Source organism: Pantoea sp. PA1 (assembly GCF_056856975.1).
On the sequence record NZ_JBXGEE010000001.1, the window covers coordinates 1,512,556 to 1,531,532 of the forward strand.

Annotated in this window: 14 protein-coding genes; 4 read left to right on the forward strand and 10 right to left on the reverse strand. The window is 54.0% G+C overall.

Annotated features, from left to right (window positions below; all coding sequences use genetic code 11):
• Positions 1-293: 293 nt before the first annotated feature.
• The 10 genes from tcyN to AC1V0D_RS07420 all read right to left on the reverse strand — a co-directional run bounded on the left by tcyN (position 294) and on the right by AC1V0D_RS07420 (position 14,812).
• On the reverse strand, positions 294-1,046 hold the full coding sequence (gene tcyN, locus AC1V0D_RS07375) for an L-cystine ABC transporter ATP-binding protein TcyN (RefSeq protein ID WP_009089631.1): 753 nt from the start codon (positions 1,044-1,046) through the stop codon (positions 294-296).
• Positions 1,043-1,711 carry a cystine ABC transporter permease gene (tcyL, locus tag AC1V0D_RS07380; RefSeq protein WP_009089629.1) on the reverse strand — a complete coding sequence of 223 codons (669 nt, stop codon included), beginning with the start codon at positions 1,709-1,711 and terminating at the stop codon, positions 1,043-1,045. Before tcyL ends, tcyN begins: the two co-directional genes overlap by 4 nt.
• The gene (tcyJ, locus tag AC1V0D_RS07385) at positions 1,711-2,511 is read right to left on the reverse strand and encodes a cystine ABC transporter substrate-binding protein (RefSeq protein WP_009089627.1); all 801 of its coding nucleotides are present in this window, start codon (positions 2,509-2,511) and stop codon (positions 1,711-1,713) included. Before tcyJ ends, tcyL begins: the two co-directional genes overlap by 1 nt.
• Positions 2,512-2,624: 113 nt before the next feature.
• A complete protein-coding gene (locus AC1V0D_RS07390) occupies positions 2,625-3,611 on the reverse strand; it encodes a D-cysteine desulfhydrase (RefSeq protein ID WP_336792264.1) in 987 nt (328 codons plus the stop codon).
• 192 nt (positions 3,612-3,803) lie between these two features.
• Positions 3,804-4,307 (reverse strand): flagella biosynthesis regulatory protein FliZ, encoded by a 504-nt coding sequence (gene fliZ / locus AC1V0D_RS07395; protein ID WP_009089624.1) that lies wholly within the window; start codon positions 4,305-4,307, stop codon positions 3,804-3,806.
• Between the two features lie 50 nt (positions 4,308-4,357).
• Positions 4,358-5,080, reverse strand: a complete 723-nt coding sequence (locus AC1V0D_RS07400; RefSeq protein WP_058958307.1) for an RNA polymerase sigma factor FliA — start codon at positions 5,078-5,080, stop codon at positions 4,358-4,360.
• Positions 5,081-5,224: 144 nt separating this feature from the next.
• Positions 5,225-6,193 carry an HNH endonuclease signature motif containing protein gene (locus tag AC1V0D_RS07405; RefSeq protein WP_482907179.1) on the reverse strand — a complete coding sequence of 323 codons (969 nt, stop codon included), beginning with the start codon at positions 6,191-6,193 and terminating at the stop codon, positions 5,225-5,227.
• A gap of 183 nt (positions 6,194-6,376) precedes the next feature.
• Complete coding sequence (locus tag AC1V0D_RS07410) at positions 6,377-9,769, reverse strand: glycosyltransferase family 2 protein (protein ID WP_482907180.1); 3,393 nt, start codon at positions 9,767-9,769, stop codon at positions 6,377-6,379.
• Between the two features lie 106 nt (positions 9,770-9,875).
• The gene (locus AC1V0D_RS07415; RefSeq protein WP_482907181.1) at positions 9,876-13,397 is read right to left on the reverse strand and encodes a glycosyltransferase; all 3,522 of its coding nucleotides are present in this window, start codon (positions 13,395-13,397) and stop codon (positions 9,876-9,878) included.
• A 209-nt stretch (positions 13,398-13,606) separates the two neighbouring features.
• Positions 13,607-14,812, reverse strand: coding sequence for a FliC/FljB family flagellin (locus tag AC1V0D_RS07420; RefSeq protein WP_009089615.1), 1,206 nt, complete (start codon positions 14,810-14,812; stop codon positions 13,607-13,609).
• A 337-nt stretch (positions 14,813-15,149) separates the two neighbouring features.
• Between AC1V0D_RS07420 and fliD the strand changes: the two genes are divergently transcribed.
• From fliD to amyA, 4 genes are all read left to right on the forward strand, one after another.
• The gene (gene fliD / locus AC1V0D_RS07425; RefSeq protein ID WP_009089613.1) at positions 15,150-16,565 is read left to right on the forward strand and encodes a flagellar filament capping protein FliD; all 1,416 of its coding nucleotides are present in this window, start codon (positions 15,150-15,152) and stop codon (positions 16,563-16,565) included.
• An 8-nt stretch (positions 16,566-16,573) separates the two neighbouring features.
• Positions 16,574-16,981 carry a flagellar export chaperone FliS gene (gene fliS, locus AC1V0D_RS07430; protein WP_009089611.1) on the forward strand — a complete coding sequence of 136 codons (408 nt, stop codon included), beginning with the start codon at positions 16,574-16,576 and terminating at the stop codon, positions 16,979-16,981.
• The gene (gene fliT, locus AC1V0D_RS07435) at positions 16,981-17,346 is read left to right on the forward strand and encodes a flagella biosynthesis regulatory protein FliT (protein WP_009089609.1); all 366 of its coding nucleotides are present in this window, start codon (positions 16,981-16,983) and stop codon (positions 17,344-17,346) included. The genes fliS and fliT overlap by 1 nt, the downstream gene beginning before the upstream one ends.
• Positions 17,347-17,449: 103 nt before the next feature.
• Complete coding sequence (gene amyA / locus AC1V0D_RS07440; RefSeq protein WP_482907182.1) at positions 17,450-18,931, forward strand: alpha-amylase; 1,482 nt, start codon at positions 17,450-17,452, stop codon at positions 18,929-18,931.
• Positions 18,932-18,977 lie beyond the last annotated feature (46 nt).

The following is an 18,977-nucleotide window of genomic DNA, read 5'->3' on the forward strand; positions in this document are numbered from 1 at the left end:
AACGTTTCCTTACACTTATTGATTTTCCCTGCTCTGCGCCCGATATCATCCGAAGCGATGAATTAAAGGAAAATAATCTTTGATAATGCTGACGGGGTAAATAAGAGAAAGCGGAAGAAATAAAAACCAGTCAGCCGTTGATGAAAAGAAAAGATTTGTCAGATGTGGCAAAAGGTTTAACCGCTTATCAGCGCATTATGGTACGGCGACCCGAAATAGCATGAGAGCGCGCTATTCCGGATTAAACAGAGAGGAGTAAAAAGCAATGCGGCCTTCCGGAGAAGGCCACTGAATTACTGACTGAGGAACTTGTCGAGGAACTGGCGGGTACGCGGCTGCTGCGGGTTACTGAACAACGCTTTCGCGTCGCCCTGCTCCACAATGCGCCCCTGATCCATAAAGATGGCGCGATCTGCCACGTCGCGTGCAAAGCTCATCTCATGCGTGACGATCACCATGGTGCGTTTCTCTTCGGCCAGTGCGCGGATGGTGCTGAGCACCTCCCCCACCAGCTCCGGATCCAGCGCCGAGGTGGGTTCATCGAACAGGATCACCTCCGGTCGCATCGCCAGCGCACGCGCAATGGCCACACGCTGCTGCTGTCCACCCGACAGACGGCGCGGATAGCTTCCCTCTTTGCCGTGCAGGCCGACCTTCTCCAGCAGCGTGCGGGCGCGTGCGACGGCCTCCGCCTTCGCTTCGCCTTTTACGATCACCGGTCCTTCAATAATGTTCTCCAGCACCGAACGGTGGGGAAACAGATTGAAGTTCTGGAAGACAAAACCGACCTGCTGACGCAGACGACGCACCTGCTCTTTCTGTTTGCTCTGCGCCAGCGCGGCATCCACCGTAATCTCGCCGACCCGGATAGTGCCGCTGTCCGGCACTTCCAGCAGGTTAATACTGCGCAGCAGCGTGGTTTTACCTGAGCCGCTGGGGCCGATAATCGCCACCACTTCACCGGCGGCCACATCAAGATCGATGTCGTGCAGCACCGTCTGGCCATTAAATGATTTCACCAGCTTTCTGACTTCGATGGCACTCATTTCGACTCCGAATCCTGACGGTTAACATGCTGTTCCAGACGACTCTGCAACGCAGACAACACCGTGGCCATCACCCAGTAGATCAGCGAAGCCGCCAGATACATGGTAAAGACTTCCAGTGTACGCGAGGTGATCAGCTGCGCCTGACGGAACAGCTCCGGCACCTGGATGGTCGCGGCCAGCGAGGTATCTTTTACCAGGCTGATAAAGCTGTTGCCCAGCGGTGGCAGTGCGGTGCGCGCCGCCTGCGGCAGGATAACCCGGCGCAGGGTTTGCCAGCGCGTCATGCCGATACTCGCCGCCGCCTCCCACTGTCCGCGCTCAATCGCAGCGATGGCACCACGCAGGGACTCCGAGGCGTAAGCCGCGGTGTTGAGCGAGAGACCAATCATCGCCGAGGGGATCGGGTCCAGCTCAATGCCAAACTGCGGCAGGCCGTAGTAAATCATAAACAGCTGGGCGATTAGCGGGGTGCCGCGAAAAATCGAGACATAGATCCGCGACAGCACGCGAAACGGCCAGAAGTGAGACAGCCTCATCAGCGCCAGCAGAAAGCCCAGCAGCAGGCCGAAGAACATCCCACCGATGCTGAGCTGCAGCGTGAACAGCGCGCCCTTTAATAAAAAAGGTGCTGAATCCAGCACCAGTTGAAGGCTTTCCTGCATTATTTCGTCACGTCCGCGCCAAACCATTTCTGAGACAGCTTGCTCAGCGAGCCATCTTTCTGCATATCAGCAATGGCCTGGTCGATCGCCTTCAGCAGATCGTCGTTGCCTTTACGCACGGCAACGCCCGCTTCCTGACGGGAGAAAGCGTCACCCGCTACCGCCATGGTATCGCCGGTTTTCTTCACCAGATCCAGCGCCGCCAGACGGTCAACCAGGATGGCATTCAGACGTCCTGAGCGCAGATCCTGATATTTAGTCGGGTCATCATCATAGGTACGCACGTCCACGCCCTTGACGTTCTCACGCAGCCACTGCTCGTAGTTAGTGCCGAGACCCACGCCAACCTTTTTACCCGCCAGATCAGCGGGTTTGCTGATGGTGCTGGCGTTCGCCTTCATGGTCAGCGCCTGAATACCGGAGATGGTGTAAGGCGTAGAGAAGTCATACTTCTTCTTACGCTCATCGGAAATGGTCACCTGGTTAATCACCACATCGATGCGCTTTGCGTCGAGGGAAGCCAGCATGCCATCCCATTTGGTCGGTTTCAGACTCGCTTTAACGCCCATGTGCTGTGCCAGCTGCTGCGCAAATTCCACTTCAAAACCGGTCAGCTTGCCCTGCTCATCCTGGAAGCTGAACGGCGGATAGGTGCCTTCCAGACCCACCAGCAGCGTGCCGCGCTCTTTAATCTTGTTCAGCAGATTTTCCGCTGCAAAGGTTTTAACGTTGACGCCAGCAATCAGCGCCACGGCCATAACGCCCATCACCATCTGACGACCTGCACGAGAAAAGGACATATTTACCCCATTTTTGACAGTATTGTGTGTGTGTTTTTATAAGGGCAGCACGGCGAGTCGCTGCCAGTCCAGAATGATAACGCCCGGAGTATAAACTGTTTTATTCGCTTGTCTCAGATCGAAGGATGATAAGCAAATAACGCGGGCGCGCCGCCAGTATGAATAAACAGCAACGGGCCTTCTCGACGGAAGCGGTTCTGACTGATCCCATCAATCAGGCCGGCCATCGCCTTGCCGGTATAGACCGGGTCCAGCAAAATGCCTTCCAGCCTTGCCAGCAGTTTCACCGCCTCCATGCCCTCCTCATTGGGCTCACCATAGCGAGGCGCAAAATACTCATCCCACAGCGTGATCGGGGCTGTTGCCTGCACCTCCAGTGAGGCTGCCAGCGACTGACGCAGCCGCTCAACCAGCGGTAACTGCGCGTCGGTCTGACGTGAAACGGTGACGCCAACCAGCTCGGTTTCCGGCAGCAGCTGCTCCAGGCCGACCGCCAGCCCCGCATGGGTGCCCGCGCTGCCTGATGCCACCACGACGGCGGCAAAATCCACCACGCCTTCGCTCTGATGTGCAATCTCCTGGGCGCACTCCACATAGCCTAGCGCACCCAGCGCATTTGAGCCGCCGACCGGAACGATATAAGGACGGAATCCCTGCGCTTCCAGACGTGTAGCCTCTTCAGCCAGCTGTTCGGCGGGATTATGCAGCGCATCCACGGCGATCACCTCCGCATCCATCAGATCCAGCAGCAGGCGGTTGCCATTGCTCAGGTAGTTTTCAGCGTGGGTACCCATCGGGTTTTCCAGCAGTGCCACGCACTTCAGGCCGAGGCGGGCTGCCACGGCCGCGGTCTGGCGCACATGGTTGGACTGAATCGCACCCGCCGTCAGCAGCACATCCGCCCCTTCGCGCAGCGCATCGGCCGCCAGGAATTCGAGTTTACGCAGCTTGTTGCCGCCCATCGCCACTGGCGTGAAGTCATCACGTTTGATGAAAATATCGCGACCCAGATAGTCGGAGAGGCGTGGCAGGTGTTCTAACGGTGTCGGGGCGCCCAGCAGTTCAAGACGCGGGAATTGGTGTAACAGATGTAAAGACAATGCTGCCTCCGTTCGGGCATTCAAATTATCCTTACAGTGTTGCAGAAGATGCGCAAAGGATCACTCTGATTCAGGTGACCGTCGATGCGGTGAGGAAGCGGCGCCGTGCTCCCCCCTTCTCCGTTACCCGGCAGGCGGATAACAGAGTAACGTGCCGCAGGCACGCGGGGGAGCCCTCGGTGCAGACCAGGGTTACCCCTGCTGCCAGCCTAAGAATTGATCGTACTTGCGCAGCGCAATGCGGTAATTATTATTTCCGGCATCCGGCAGATCGCTTTCCAGACACTGATGCCAGCTCTCTCCCTTAAGCCTGTCGGCGGGGAAATTTTTGGCTTTGAGCATCTCATCCAGCCGACGCAGCCGCACCACATATTCGCGAATCGTGCTGGGGCTCATTTCTGTCTGTTCAAACAGGTACTGTTTGAACGCCATAATGTCGAAATAATTCGGATGAGTATTGCAAAAAATATCGCTGCAGAAGCGACAGAGCGCGGTCAGCTCTGGCTGAAGCTTCAGCCACAGTTGTTCATCAATCATCTGGTCCATCCGAGCGATGGCCTCTTTATTGATGATCTGACCACGAAAAACGAGCGCCATTCGATCTAATACCTTGCCACAATGCGAACAGTTGCTCTGGCTGTGTTTATAGTCTTTAAGATAACGACTTAACGGTCTGGCCTTGGTCTTGGCTCCCATTACTGAGTCCCCGGTTTCTTATATTTTTGAATCGCCAGGAACTGATACTGCTAGCGCGCTCCCGTAAGCCGGGCCCGCAGGCGTTTAATCGCCTGACTGTGCAGCTGACTGACGCGGGATTCACCCACATCAAGCACCGCGCCAATCTCTTTCAGGTTCAGTTCTTCCTGGTAGTACAGTGTCAGCACCATCTTTTCACGATCGGGTAACGCTTCGATCGCTTCAATGACGCGCTCACGCAGACTCCCTTCAAGCAACTGATGAAGCGGATTAGCCTCCTCATGGCCTTCCGTCACCAGCTCCGCACTGTCGCCGTGCTCTTCCCGATACTCGTCGTAGGAGAAAAGTTGACTGTTGTTGGTGTCCAGCAGGATCTGCCGGTACTCCTCCATGGAAACGTTCAGCTGCTGCGCCACTTCCTGCTCGGAGGCGGAACGCCCCAGCGACTGTTCTACCTTGTGCATCGCTCCGGCCACCTCACGCGCGTTGCGGCGCACGCTGCGCGGTGCCCAGTCCCGACTGCGAAGCTCGTCGAGCATTGCGCCACGAATACGCTGCACGGCGTAGGTGGTAAAGGCTGTTCCCTGTAGCGCGTCATAACGCTCTACGGCATTCAACAGCCCTATCCCCCCGGCCTGCAGCAAATCGTCAAGTTCAACGCTGGCCGGCAGGCGAACCTGCAGACGCAGCGCTTCATGGCGCACCAGCGGCACGTAGCGCTGCCAGAGCGAATGCTTGTCCATCACGCCTTCGGCGGTATAGAAATCGTTCACGTTGACTACCCTGCGTTAATGATGTTATCGGCATGATTATCCAATTCTGTAGCGTTTTCGATTGGAGGAATAGGCGGGGTAAAACGAGGCTATTTCACTTTTGTTACTTCAGAATGCAGATCCTTCTGCACTCTTCAGCGGGGATTATCGACGGACGCGCAGCCGTTGCCGCGTGGCGGGTGGCACCGCAGCCCACAGGCTGCAAATCCGGCCATCCAGCTCTTGATACCAGGGCGAAATATGTTGTTGTGCATCCTCGCCGGGATGCACGGTGATCTGTCCCGACTCACCATCAATGCTAATCAATCGGTTAATAAACAACCGCTGCAAATCACTGCGTAAAAACAGGCCGTTATCGATGCTGTTGTCCGCCACCAGCCCGTCATCGCTCTCCTGGGTGTCGATATGGCAGGCTTCGACCCAGGGCCAGCTATGCCGTTCGGTCAGCTCTGTGCCGGTCATGACACAGGCACCGTAGCGGGCTTTTACACCGGCGATAAACTCCGCCTGGCTGGCCCGCTGCAGCACCCGCGCCTTGACGCGTCGTCCGACTTCCGTCCCCGGCATCACCGCCGCAGGCACCTTGTGCTCTGGCGTACTCAGCACCACGATAAACTGGATAGTCTGCGACTGCGGAAAACAGGGGTTCGCCTGCGGGTTAAAGAGCTGCCAGTAGGCCTCATCCTCATCCTGATGCATCATCACCAGTTTATAGCCGCGACTCTGCAGCAGATTCTGCGCCGTGGCAGATTGCGGATCGATCATGGCAAAAACCTGACTGCTGCCCATCACTTTCCACAGGTTGTCGCGCTTTTCGTTCTCGCTGCGGCGGAAATAGAGGAAAGAGAGATTCTGCTTCAGATAGTGCTCAAAGCGGCGCAGGTAATTCTTGCGCTCATTATCACTGGAGATAAACAGCAGATCCTCCAGCGGGCTGTTGCTCTCTTCCTGGGCGAAGACCGCGCGTATCTTCAGGGTTCGCAACCCGGTTGAGGGACTCAGCAGTGCACGTGCCGTCAGCTCTTTTTCATCAGGGTATTGCTGGGCATAACGCCGGGCGATCTCTTCAAACGTCAGCCGCTCACCCGGCAGCAGGTCATAGTTGAAGCGCATAGACACTCCACAAAAGTTAACATCGAAAGTTATAGTGTTCTGTGAAGAGTTATCGGCAAGCGTGGCGGGAACTGTAACGGGCGGGGGAAGTTGTGATGCAGGTACAGGCAGCCTGACCGAGGCTGGTTCTGCAAAAAACCGAAGTCGTCTGAGCGGCTTTGCTACATGCCGCTCCGACGGAATTTATGAGGATTGCGTCTTCAGCCATGCGGGGCGTTCACCCGGAAGATGAATCCAGCATGTATTGACTTCCTCATACAGAGCCTCACCCAGGCTTCGCATCATAGAGGGATTGTTAATCAGTTTATTAATCATAAATCGCCACTGAGACGTTTTATTTTTAATGCGCTTAACACTGACAATCGCTTTGTAGGCCTCATGATCGCTGGCAAGCACCGGATAACCGCAGGCTCCTAACTGCGCAATGACCCGATGGCCTTCTGCCTGGTTAGGAAGTATCTCTGCAAGAGGTGCCAGCGCCAGGTCCAGTTTCAGTGACTGAAACATCGCCGGGAGCCTGCTGTGCGGAACTTTACGATGATATTCGTGGACCGTATGCTTCCAGGCATCAGGACAGGCCCCGTATATAATCCAGTCAACACGTTCGCTCATTTCTCTGATAAGGGTATCAATCAGCATCCAGTCTTCTGTCATTAAATCTGTCAGCACCACCCCCACTCTGGGCTTGCCTGAATGTTCAGACGGACGATCCTCAGGAGGAGCGAGCCGCTGCCATGCTGTACTGAGTTTGTCAGCCTGAAGCACCGCGTGTTTATCACGAAATAGTGTCAGCGCCGCACTGTTTCTGACCAGTAACGTATCAGCATTCTGCAGGCCTTCATCAGGACACTGCCCGTTGCGAAACGACTCTCTGGTGACTTCAACGACGAAACGGGTCTCCGGAAGCACTGCTTTGTTTTTAATCAACTGCGCATGGCGGCTCGCCACGCTATCGCTGAACACAATATGCGCCGGGTTCAGCCGATAAAGTTCAACAGGCGTTGAGCGTTGACAGTCCAGTGCGGCAATCAGGCTGTCCGACGCTGTAGTCAGCCGGGAAAGTTCTTTCACACGCTGAGCTTCGTCATGGTCGTCGGCATTAAACACCCATAAGGCGCTGAGTGGAAAGCCTAATCTGGCGGCCAGCAGCGGACGATTATTTTCCCTGACAACCTCCCCCTCCTTACGGCTGATATTGGGATTCGAGGCGGGGTCGTGGGCTATATATCGAAGCCATTTCTCTGTAAAAAGGCTATTTCCGGAAACTAACGACACATCCGTCAGTACGTCGTCATAACCGACTCTGGAGAGCGGAACCGCTATCTTAACCGCGCCAGGCACTGAAGCCCGCAACAGCAGATCGCTGATGGCCTCAGGAAGAGTCGCATACTGCTCATCCAGCCCTCCTGCCTGCTGACAGGATGAGGTACGGATCATAATACATTCAGTCGTCAGCAGCAGATGTTGCTGCGGAGCAACCCGGTCAGCCTGGCCTGGCGAGTCTGTTGACGATGCGGTTTCAGCCTGACCATATTTCCGGCGAAAGCCGCCATTAATTCGTCCGGAAGAGTAAAGATCTTCACGGTTGTCGACCAGAAAAGGCGCACTGGCGAGGAGTTCAGCGCGGCCACAGTGTTCCAGTAAGGCTTCCAGCCAGCGCGTATGATTAAAATAAATACCCGCAGAGAGGCAGAGTGTAAATTCGCCTCGCGCCACTGAAATGCCATAATTCATGGCGCTGACAGCATTAATTTTTTCGTCTACAAAAAAGACCCTGAAGATAGCGTTATTCATCGTTGCCAGAGAGGAGAGCCACTCTCTGACCGCCGGGTCCGTTGAGCCGTTATCAATAAAAATGATTTCATAGTCGACATCCACAACGGTATCGACAAAGGTCGCTACTGCTCGCTTAGTGCGGTTAATGTCATCTTCCACGAGAAGAATAACGGTTAACTTACTGATTCCGCTGGCGCCGTATCGGACAGTAAAAACAGAGCCCTCTCTTTCAACCGACGCCTGGCTGTACTCGCTGCCCGCGAGATATTCAGCCAGCAGAGATTCCTTTAAAGAGGTATGCTCACGTTCTTTTGATAACAGCTGAATCAGCGGAACCGGAACGTGCCGGATATCGGCAGCAAGGCCAGCACTGACCAGCTGTAATAAAAACGCTGTTTCGACAGTGTGAGGAGAAATATTTCGCGCGCGGACAATCTCCAGGCACAATTCTCGCCTGAAGAAGGCTCCACGGGCAAATCGCTCGGGCAGCGCCAGAAAATAATCCCGATCAAAATCGGGTAAAAACATCTCACACAGGCCGTCAGCCTGCCGGACGACGCGGTCAGAATAAAATGCCAGTGACGCCGCGGTTTGCTCTTTGAAATGCCAAAGGCTGGAAAACAGCTCCGGATAAATGAGGTCACCGGATCGCAGAAATAATACCCATTCACACGGGTCTTCGATAAGCAGTTGATGTAACCAGCCGCTAAAGTGGCCCTTGCCCTGCTCCTGTTCAGCGGAGGCATCAACAGCATAAATTTCAGCCTCCAGTCCCACATACCTCAGTGATGAAAGTATGCTGTCGCACGCAACGGCAGGATTATCGTCCAGAATGATAACGCGAACAGAGAGAGCCGTTTCTGCGCTGCTGTGCGCGTACCTTTTTACCGGGTAATCGGCAAGCCACTTTTGCGTTGAGACAACCTTCTCTTCATTTTTAATACCGGCAGCCGTCTGCGTTTTAATAAAAAAGTGACGAAGCTGCTGTGAGAAATCCGCTTCAAATTTTCTCATGTGGTCACGAACTTTCCAGAGCCGGGCACGCTCGCGCTCTAATTCAGCGGCATCATCACTGAAGCAGACCCCGGCCCCTCCCATATCGCGAATCGACGCCTCCGAGATCGCGAGTTTCTCATACCCCTGTGCAACCATTGAGACGACGGGCGTTCCACAAAGCGCAGCAAGATTACAGGTCCCGGACCATTCAAAGGTGTACATCACGCTGGCCGATTTCAGAATCTCAGCCAGTTCCGCCAGAGGACGGGGATTCTTCACCGATATGATGACGATGTTGTCCGGTAAGGTTGTAAAATCCACCTTCTCTACCGGCACGCGATTCAGATAAAGAAGCGTCGTCGTTTTTGCTCTGCCATCGTCATAAAACAGTTCTAAATCCGGCCCCACCATCGTCAGAAAATCAACGTCAGGTTCATTGATGATCAGTTGGGAGCTATACCAGAAAAAGAGATCCTCTTCGGATTCGTTTAACCGGTTTCCATTGAGTAACCCTTCATGATTTAACATGTAGCGCACGCAGACGTCAGCGTTAAGCGGATTGCCCGAATAGATCTCCGGGTAGACCGCGATGGGGGTAAGCTGAGCTTTTTTATGCTGACGCCAGGTTTCCGCATCCAGTCTGGGCGTCTTCCAGGCGGGATTAATCACATTGCAGTCGACCATCCAGGCGTTACCGCCCTGCAGGTTTATCTGATGGCAGAGCTTGTGCAAAGCCTGAATCCCACCGGATGACTCCCGATAGTCAGGTGAAACAATATAATACGGATGTTTTAATTCAGACATGACCATTCCCGCCTGCCACGTTAATGGCATCTCCAGACCGCGTCACCATGACATTACATCAGGCTATCTGACGTGATAACCCGACATTATCTTTTGCTGAAACTGATTAGGGCCGCCACGCCTGTGCCCATAAACGCAGATTTTCGCCTGTCAGCATCCAGTCTCGCCGGACGATGGCCTGCAATTCTCTGCCCATTTTTGCGCTGGCGTCGGGATCGGCCAGATGCATGCGGATAGCTTCGCGCCAGTCGATAAATTTGTTATTAACCCGCGTGACCGGCAGATCATCCTGCTGGTAGCAGGCCACGTTGCTGCAGATAACCGGCACGCCGCATGCACCATATTCCAGTAACCGCAGATTACTTTTACAGGCGTTGAATATGTTGTCTTCAACAGGTGCCAGCGCCAGGTCCAGATTCAGTGCCGCCAGTGCGGCCGGGTAGAGAGGCAGATCGACGCCACTGTGAATTTCGTGCACATAGGGTCGAAGTTTATCCGGGCACATGCCCATAAACACCCATTCAACCTCTCCCGACAATTCCCGCACGATGTCAAAAATCATCTCAAGGTCGCCCCGATGGCTGATCCCTCCGGCCCAGCCTACACGCGGTTTCCTGCCCTGATTGCGCAGGGATTGCAGTGTGCCCCAGGCTTCTGACGGCAGGCGGTTTTTTACGACAACGATATCCGGATGCATATCCCTCATCGCTTCCGCCAGTGGAGCTGTCGACACCACAAAGCGGTCAAAGAAGCTCAGGCTCTTGCGTATTAATTTTGCCGTCTCCTGCTTGTACGCCTGACGACCATGATGCTTCATAGGGAGGTTAATAATGTAGTCATCCAGCTCGAACACTTTAAAGACGTTGTGTAGTTTACCGACCCGTTCCATCCAGGTGTGAAAAGCCGGTGAATAGCGACGCTGAATAATCAGACTGTCCGGTCTGAACTGCCCCATTTCACTTAACGTCAGCAGCGTCATGCCGCTACTACCCTGAGCGACGCCCTCCGCTATCATCGCTTTAAGCGGTTGGGTAATACGGTAGTGACCGCAGCCGTAGATATCGGCATTGTGCGCCAGGAATGAAGGCAGATTTTCTGCCCTGAGTGGCTGCCAGCTGAACTCATCATTTCTTAATTCAAAATGCCGGCTTCTCAGGGAGAGATTCGGGTTATAGGCAGGATCGCTGGCGATGACCGGCATCCATTGCGCGTAGACCTTATCTTCTTCCAGTTGCTTTAATTTCGTGGAGGCGTGTACCGTTTCATCCGGGAAAGGACTTTTGCGGGCAGCCGGCCGATGCAGTCGGGCATAGGGGGTCCAGACTGTCAGATACCCTTGCTCGCGCGCCTTCAGGCAGAGATCAACATCGCCATAAAGACGTTTGTTGTCGTCAAATCCTCCCAGCTCGTCAAAGACTGATTTACGCATCAGCACCAGATCGCCAGACACCGCACTGTAATTCTGGTCGAGATGCATGCGTCCCAGATAATTGGGTTCATTATCATCGTTGCCACGGAAAACCTCACCGACCGCTCCGTTAACACCGAGAACATAGCCCGCATGACGAATTTTATTGTCAGACGAAAGATGTTTTGCGCCTGTGGCAAACACTTCCGGCCTCTGCCCATGATTAAGAAGATTGTCGAGCCACTCGCCATCAGTAACCGCCATTTCACAATGCATAAACAGCAGATAGTCACCCACGGCCAGTTCAGCGGCACGATTCGCCATGGCACCGTGACTGAATCCGCCGTCGAACATCACCGTTTTTATCCGCTGAGGATCGACGCTGCCAATATCGGACAGCCATCTATCCCGCTCAGGCGTTCCCTGGTTATCGCAGATAATGATCAGTTCATAGCGGTGATAGGTGGTTTTCTCGAGCAGCGTGGTGACACAGCTAATCAGTGAGGCAAGGTGCCAGTTCGCCAGGATAACGATCGAGACGACCGGCTTATCAGGATGGTTATACCGTAAGCGGTAATTGAAAAATTTATCTAACGCCGCCCGCCCATCGGGATAGCCACGGTTCTGCAGATGGCGTTCAAGAATGGCCACATCTTCCAGGATAGATCGGCTTTTAAGCTGCCCTGTCAGCAGCGGCTCAGCCACGTGACCGATGGCCTCGAAACCCTGAGACTCAATCAGTTTAACAATAAGATCAAACTCAGCTGATGACGGATAGTCAGCATCCAGGCCCCCCGCCGCTAAAAGTAATTCGCGCCGGAACAGCCAGTGTTGCGCCATTGTTTTCGGTGAACTGAGTAAGAGATCGAGATTCAAATCAGGCCGGAAAGCGGCCCCCACGGGCGCATTATCAATATAGAAAAACTCATCCGCGTAAAGCGCCAGATAACTGTTTTGCGCGACCAGCCTGGCGCTGAGGGCGGTCATTCCTGAATCATGCATCGTGCAGGAGGCATCCAGAAACATCACCCAGTCATCGTGACGTGCGTCGATAATCTGATTGATCACGCTTATTCGAGTCTGCTGTGTCGCAGCATAGCATTCCGCGTCAGCGGCACAGTCCAGATCCAGCGTCACGATGACGGGTTCGAACCGGACTCCGGTTCTCTCACCTTGTCTGATTGAGTTAAGCAGCGTTTCCAGATCGGCGACATTCTCTTCCGTCACGGTGATGATCACCAACACGCTCACATCATGGGCGTTAGCGGCGGCCATATCCGTTAACCTGTTTTGCTGCATGGCATTCAGCGTGCGCGAACGTCGCCAGGCTGCCAGCACATCCAGCGTAAAATTCTTTTGTTGCTCCTCCGCCAGATTTCTCAGACTAAAGTGATCGGGCTGATCTAAACAGGCCACCTGCGCCAGATGGGGCGCATGGTCAGCCTCCCCGAACCAGCTCTCCTGACGGATTTGCTCATATAAATATTCACGACCGCTTGTAAACAGCTCATCACTTTCGCGTTGATGAGGCTGGCGCTCAACATCTGAAGCACGCACGCAGCACAAAGGCGCAGAAAACCAGAGGAGATGAGTATGACTCAGAAGGCTGTAGCAGAAGGCCAGTGCCGGAATGGCCTGCAGTGCCGGATTACCCTGAGTAAGCAGCGCCTGGTCGATAAGGCTGGCGCTGATGTCGTCGCGGTAAAACAGCGCTGCCGTCAGTTCTCCCGGCAGACTGTATGCTTTCAGCGTCTGATTACGCAGAAAATCTCTGCCATTGATAATGAGATTTTCCTGGCTCAGGGCGGAAGTGGAGAGAAGCCCGTCAAGCCTTTCACCCTGTGGCCCCACCCGCTCACGCCGTGTCAACGCGACCCGGCAGTCAGGAAAGGCTTTCAGTCCAGCAACGCATGTTGAGATATTGTCAGGCTTAAGGAGATCGGCATCAGAGAGAAACTTGATATATTTTCCACGGGCAGCACAGACCGCTGTCTCCAGAAGCTGAACGACCGTACCTTCTGTTTTTAAATAGCGGATAACATCGCAGTGCCGGGGAAGATACCGTTGCAGCGTCTGATGAATGAATTGCGCGTCACTGTAATCAGCCACAATGATTTCGATCGGCTGATAATCCTGATTGAGCGCGCTCTCCAGCGCCTCAGTAAACCAGGTGGCAACGTCTGCGGTAATGATGATGCTGACAAGGTCTTGTTGATGCATTTTGCTCTCTCTCACTGACTCCTCTTAGTCACAGCCGGCTAAGAGCAGCGCATATTTTGCTTTAGCATAGGCTTTGTGCCTGGGTTCAATCGGTGAAGTAAAAGAGCAAAAAGGGCCCATTCTGTCAGAACAGCCAGGCGCTTCTGTTTTACGCCCATAAAAAAACCCCGCCGAAGCGGGGTTTTTGCATCCATTCCTCAGGGGAATGATTAGCCCTGCAGCAGAGACAGAACCTGCTGTGGAACCTGGTTCGCTTTCGCCAGCACGGAGTTACCTGCCTGCTGTACGATCTGCGCTTTAGACATGTTTGAAACTTCAGTTGCGTAGTCAGCATCCTGAATACGAGACTGTGCAGCTGACAGGTTAGTGGTGGTGTTGCTCAGGTTAGTCACGGCTGAGTTCAGACGGTTCTGAATCGCACCCAGTGAAGAACGGAACTTATCCACGCTTGCAATCGCATCATCCAGCTTAGCCAGTGGGTTAGCTGATGCACCTGAAGTCAGGCTGGACAGGCTCATGTTAGTCGTGTCCAGTTTGAACGCTGCGGTGCCAGTAGTGGTTGAGGTATCAGCTGACTGTGGATCTACAGCAACATAGAAAGTTTTAGCATTTGCAGCGCCGCTCGCGATGTCAAAGCCATTTGCTTTCAGGTTGTTGGTTTCAGCATCGCTTGCTGAAGTTACGGTGACTTTAGCAAACATTTTGCCGTTGTCATCTTTGTAGACGGTACCAGAGTCTACAGCCACACCTGAAGCAGCCACACCCAGACGGGTAGACAGCTCATTAGCAGTTGATTCAGCAACAGTTGCGCCAGTTACGTTAGTGGTAGAACCGTAAGCAGCTTTGAACTCAGTTGCGCCAGCTGCAGTCGGGGTACCAGCAGGACCGTTGACGTTGAAGCTGTCCAGACCCAGGGTCTTGGAGTCGATTTTTTTCAGGTCGATAGTGATGGTTTCGCCATCGTTAGCGCCAACCTGGATGTTCATTTTGCCGTCTTTAGCCAGCACGTTCACGCCGTTGAACTGAGTCTGACCAGAAACGCGGTCAATCTCGTCCAGACGTGATTTGATTTCGTCCTGGATTGAAGATTTGTCAGAATCTGAGTTAGTACCACTTGCAGCCTGAACAGTCAGTTCACGGATACGCTGTAAGTTGTTGTTGATTTCTGACAGCGCGCCTTCAGTAGTCTGCGCAGCAGAGATACCGTCGTTGGCGTTACGGGCAGCCTGAGTCAGACCTTTGATGTTAGAGGTGAAACGGTTGGCAATCGCCTGACCAGCAGCGTCATCTTTCGCGCTGTTGATACGTAAACCAGAAGACAGACGCTCCATTGAAGTAGACAGAGCTGACTGGTTCTTGTTGATGTTGTTCTGAGTGATCAGCGAGAGGCTGTTGGTGTTAATGACTTGGGCCATGATAAATTTTCCTGTTAATCAAGTCTTTCGGTTAAGGTGTGGGCTTCAACCCGCCGGCTTCAGCGCCGTCAAAGTTGTTATCGTCTGCCGTCAAACAACCTTTAGAATTTTTTTAGTACCAGGCGAAATTTTTTGCTTCTGCCTGTCACGTTTGAGGTTATCGCCACCCTTTCCGACTTCTTTAGACCTGATTCATTAATTTTCTAACCGCTGAATTACCCTTCTCTATAGTGCCTGTTTAACTCATTACACTAAGGCAAATACCTTTAAACTTTCCGCATTCAAGGCCGATAACCCAGGTATTCATTTTCCCTGTCGACCTTATAAAGGAATTAACATGGCTAGTATTTCCAACCTTGGTGTGGGTTCCGGCCTGCCACTCAGTACCATGCTTGACAGTCTGCAGACCGCTGAAAAAGCCGCGCTGAAACCGATTTCTACCCAACAGTCAGCGTATACCGCTAAGCTCAGCGCCTACGCGACGCTGAAAAGCTCACTGACGACGTTCCAGACGGCGAACAGTAAGCTCAACAGCGCCGATCTCTTTACTGCAACGACGGCGACCAGCAGCTCCAGCGCATTCAGCGCCACCACTTCTGGCAGCACCGTGGCGGGTAAATACTCTATCAGTGTTACTCAGCTGGCACAGGCACAGGTCCTGACCTCAGCGGTGCAGAGCAGCAACACCGCCGCGCTGGGTGACAGCTCCGCGTCCAGCCGCAGCATTGCCATTACCTTGAAAGATGGCACCAGCAAAAGCGTGACGCTGACCAACGAACAGACCTCCCTGACCGGTATGCGTGACGCCATTAACGGTGCCAACGCTGGCGTCACTGCCAGCATCATCAAAGTCTCGGATGGCAGCTTCCGTCTCTCTGTCAGTGCGAATAAAACCGGCAGCGACAATGCGGTATCAACGATTGCCGTGACCGGAGATGACACGCTGCAGGGGATCGTTGGCTACGACGCCTCCGCCAGCAGCAATGCGATGACGCAAAGCGTTACCGCGCAGAACGCTAAACTGACGGTAAACAACATCGCGATTGAGAACAGCAGCAATCAGATCAGCGATGCGCTGGAAGGAATTACCCTGAATCTTACCGCGCAGACGGTAGGCGACCAGACGCTGACCATTACGAAAGACACGTCAAAAGCCTCAAGCGCCATCAGCACCTGGGTCGACGCTTACAATACGTTGCTGGATCAGTTCAACACGCTGACCAAATATACCAAAGTCGACACCAACAGCGATGCGCAGGACTCCAGCAATGGCGCCCTGCTGGGTGACAGTACCTTACGCACCATTGAAACCCAGCTGAAGAGCATGCTGACCAATGCGCAGAGCTCGTCCGCCTACAAGTCACTGGGTCAGATTGGTGTCACCACGGACCCTACGACTGGCTCACTGAAGCTGGACTCTACCAAGCTGAGTGCAGCCCTGGATAAAGATGCCGCTGGCGTCAAAGAGATGATCGTCGGTGATGGTAAGACCGGCATCAGCGCGAAGATAGACAGCAAACTGACTGAATGGCTGGCCTCTAAAGGGATTGTTCAGGCCGCGACCGATGGCGTAAGTAAAACACTGAACAACTTAACCGCCCTTTATAACACCACCAGCGACCGCATCGACGCAGATATCGCGCGCTATAAAACGCAGTTTACCCAGCTGGATCTGGCGATCAGTAAACTGAACTCAACCAGTACCTATCTGACGCAGCAGTTCGATACGTCAAGTTCTTCTGAAAAATCATAGGAGTGACCATGTACACCGCTACAGGCACCAAAGCCTATGCAAAAATTGGCGTCGAAAGTGCCGTGATGAGCGCCAGCCAGCAGCAGCTGGTCGTGATGCTGTTCGACGGCGCACTGAGCGCGCTGATCCGCGCCCGTCTGTTTATGCAGGATGGCAATATTGAAGGTAAAGGCACCTCAATTTCTAAAGCTATCAATATTATCGAAGCTGGTCTGAAAGAAGGGCTTGCTGAAAACAGTGGTGACGAACTGGCAGATAACCTGCTGGATCTTTACAACTACATGACGCGTCGCCTGCTGCAGGCCAACCTGCACAACGATGTTGAAGCGGTCGGGGAGGTCGAAGGCCTGCTGCGCAACATCGCGGACGCGTGGAAAGAAGTGGTTCAATCTAACCTGATTCAGGACGCCGTTTAATGACTACTGCACCGCATCTGATTGCCGTTTACCAACAGTTACTCGATCTCAGCCAGGGCATGCTGCGTCACGCAGCACAGGGCGAATGGGATGAATTGATCAGCAGGGAGATGGAGTATGTCAGCGCGGTGCAGAATTTAGCCCAGTCGACAGATAAGGCCTCGCCATCGGCGCAGACGCAGGAGCAGCTGCGCCCGGTGTTGCGGCATATCCTGGATAACGAAAGTGAAGTGAAACGTCTGCTGCAGGCGCGGATGGATGAGCTGGCCGCGCTGGTGGGTCAGAGCAGCCGCCAGAAATCTGTCATGTCCGCCTATGGTAACCAGGGCGGTGTGGTGATGGTGCCCCGCGAAACCCTCTCCTGATCCCCTGCTCTGCCACGCCGCCAGATTTATTTTTCTGCGCGGCGTCTCTTTTCTGCCGCTTACTCCATACTTGATTTTCATCATCCCCCCTGGAGAGCGGTACATGCAAAACCCAACGTTATTACAGTTTTTCCATTGGTATTACCCGGATGGCAGCAAACTGTGGCCTGAAGTCGCCGATCGCGCGGCGTGGCTCAGCGAAACTGGCATTACGATGGCGTGGTTACCACCGTGTTACAAAGGGGGTTCGGGTGGTTATTCTGTCGGTTACGACAGCTATGATCTTTTTGACTTGGGGGAATTCGATCAGAAAGGCGGGGTTGCCACCAAATATGGCGACAAACAGCAATTACTGGCCGCCACAGAGGCGCTGCGCAGCCATAGCATCGGGGTGCTGCTCGATGTGGTGGTGAACCACAAAATGGGCGCGGACGAGAAAGAGGCGATCAGCGTTAACCGCGTTAATCCGGACAACCGCGATGAAATTGACGATGAGGTCGTCGAATGTGAAGCCTGGACCAAATTCACCTTTCCGGCGCGCGCCGGGGAGTATTCGAAATTCATCTGGGATCACAAATGTTTCAGCGGCGTAGACCACATCGAAAATCCGGACGAAAACGGTGTGTTCAAAATCATCAACGATTACACCGCGGAAGGCTGGAACGACCAGGTGGATAACGAACTGGGTAATTTCGATTATCTGATGGGGGCCAACATCGATTTCCGCAACAATGCGGTCAGAGAGGAGCTGAAATACTGGGCGCGCTGGGTGATGGAACAGGTTCCCTGCACCGGTTTCCGCCTGGATGCGGTAAAACATATCCCGGCGTGGTTCTACAAGGAGTGGATCGACCATATTCAGGAGGTGGCTGAAGAGCCGATGTTTATCGTCGCTGAATACTGGTCGTTTGAAACGGAGAAGCTGCAGGAGTATGTGCATCAGGTGGAGGGCAAAACCATGCTGTTTGATGCCCCGCTGCATATGAACTTCCATCAGGCGTCAACCGCAGGCAGTGCCTACGATATGAGCCAGATTTTTGCCAATTCTCTGGTGGTCGCTGACCCGTGGCATGCCGTGACTATCGTGGCGAACCACGACACTCAGCCGCTGCAGTCACTGGAGGCGCCGGTTGAAGCCTGGTTCAAACCGCTGGCCTATGCCCTGATCCTGCTGCGTGAACAGGGCGTGCCAACCGTTTTCTATCCTGACCTGTTCGGCGCGACGTACGAAGATGAGGGTGGCGACGGTGAAATGCACAAGATTGAGATGCCGGTGATCCCGGAACTCGAAGGCCTGATCCGGGCGCGGCAGCAGTATGGCTGGGGTGTGCAGACCGACTACTTTGATCATCCCAACTGTGTCGCCTTCAGCCGCAGCGGCACGGAAACCCAGCCGGGTTGCGTGGTGATTATGTCAAACGGTGATGCGGGTGAGAAAAGCGTGCCCATGGGTGAAGGCTTTGCCGGTAAGGTGTGGCGCGACTATCTGGGTAACCGTGAAGAGACAATCACCGCCGATGAGCACGGCACCGCAGTGTTTGCCTGCAACGGCGGCAGCGTCAGCGTCTGGGTAGTGGCGGACTGATTTTTTGCTGACCTCAGTATGAAGCCCCGGCAGTCAGAGCATCAGG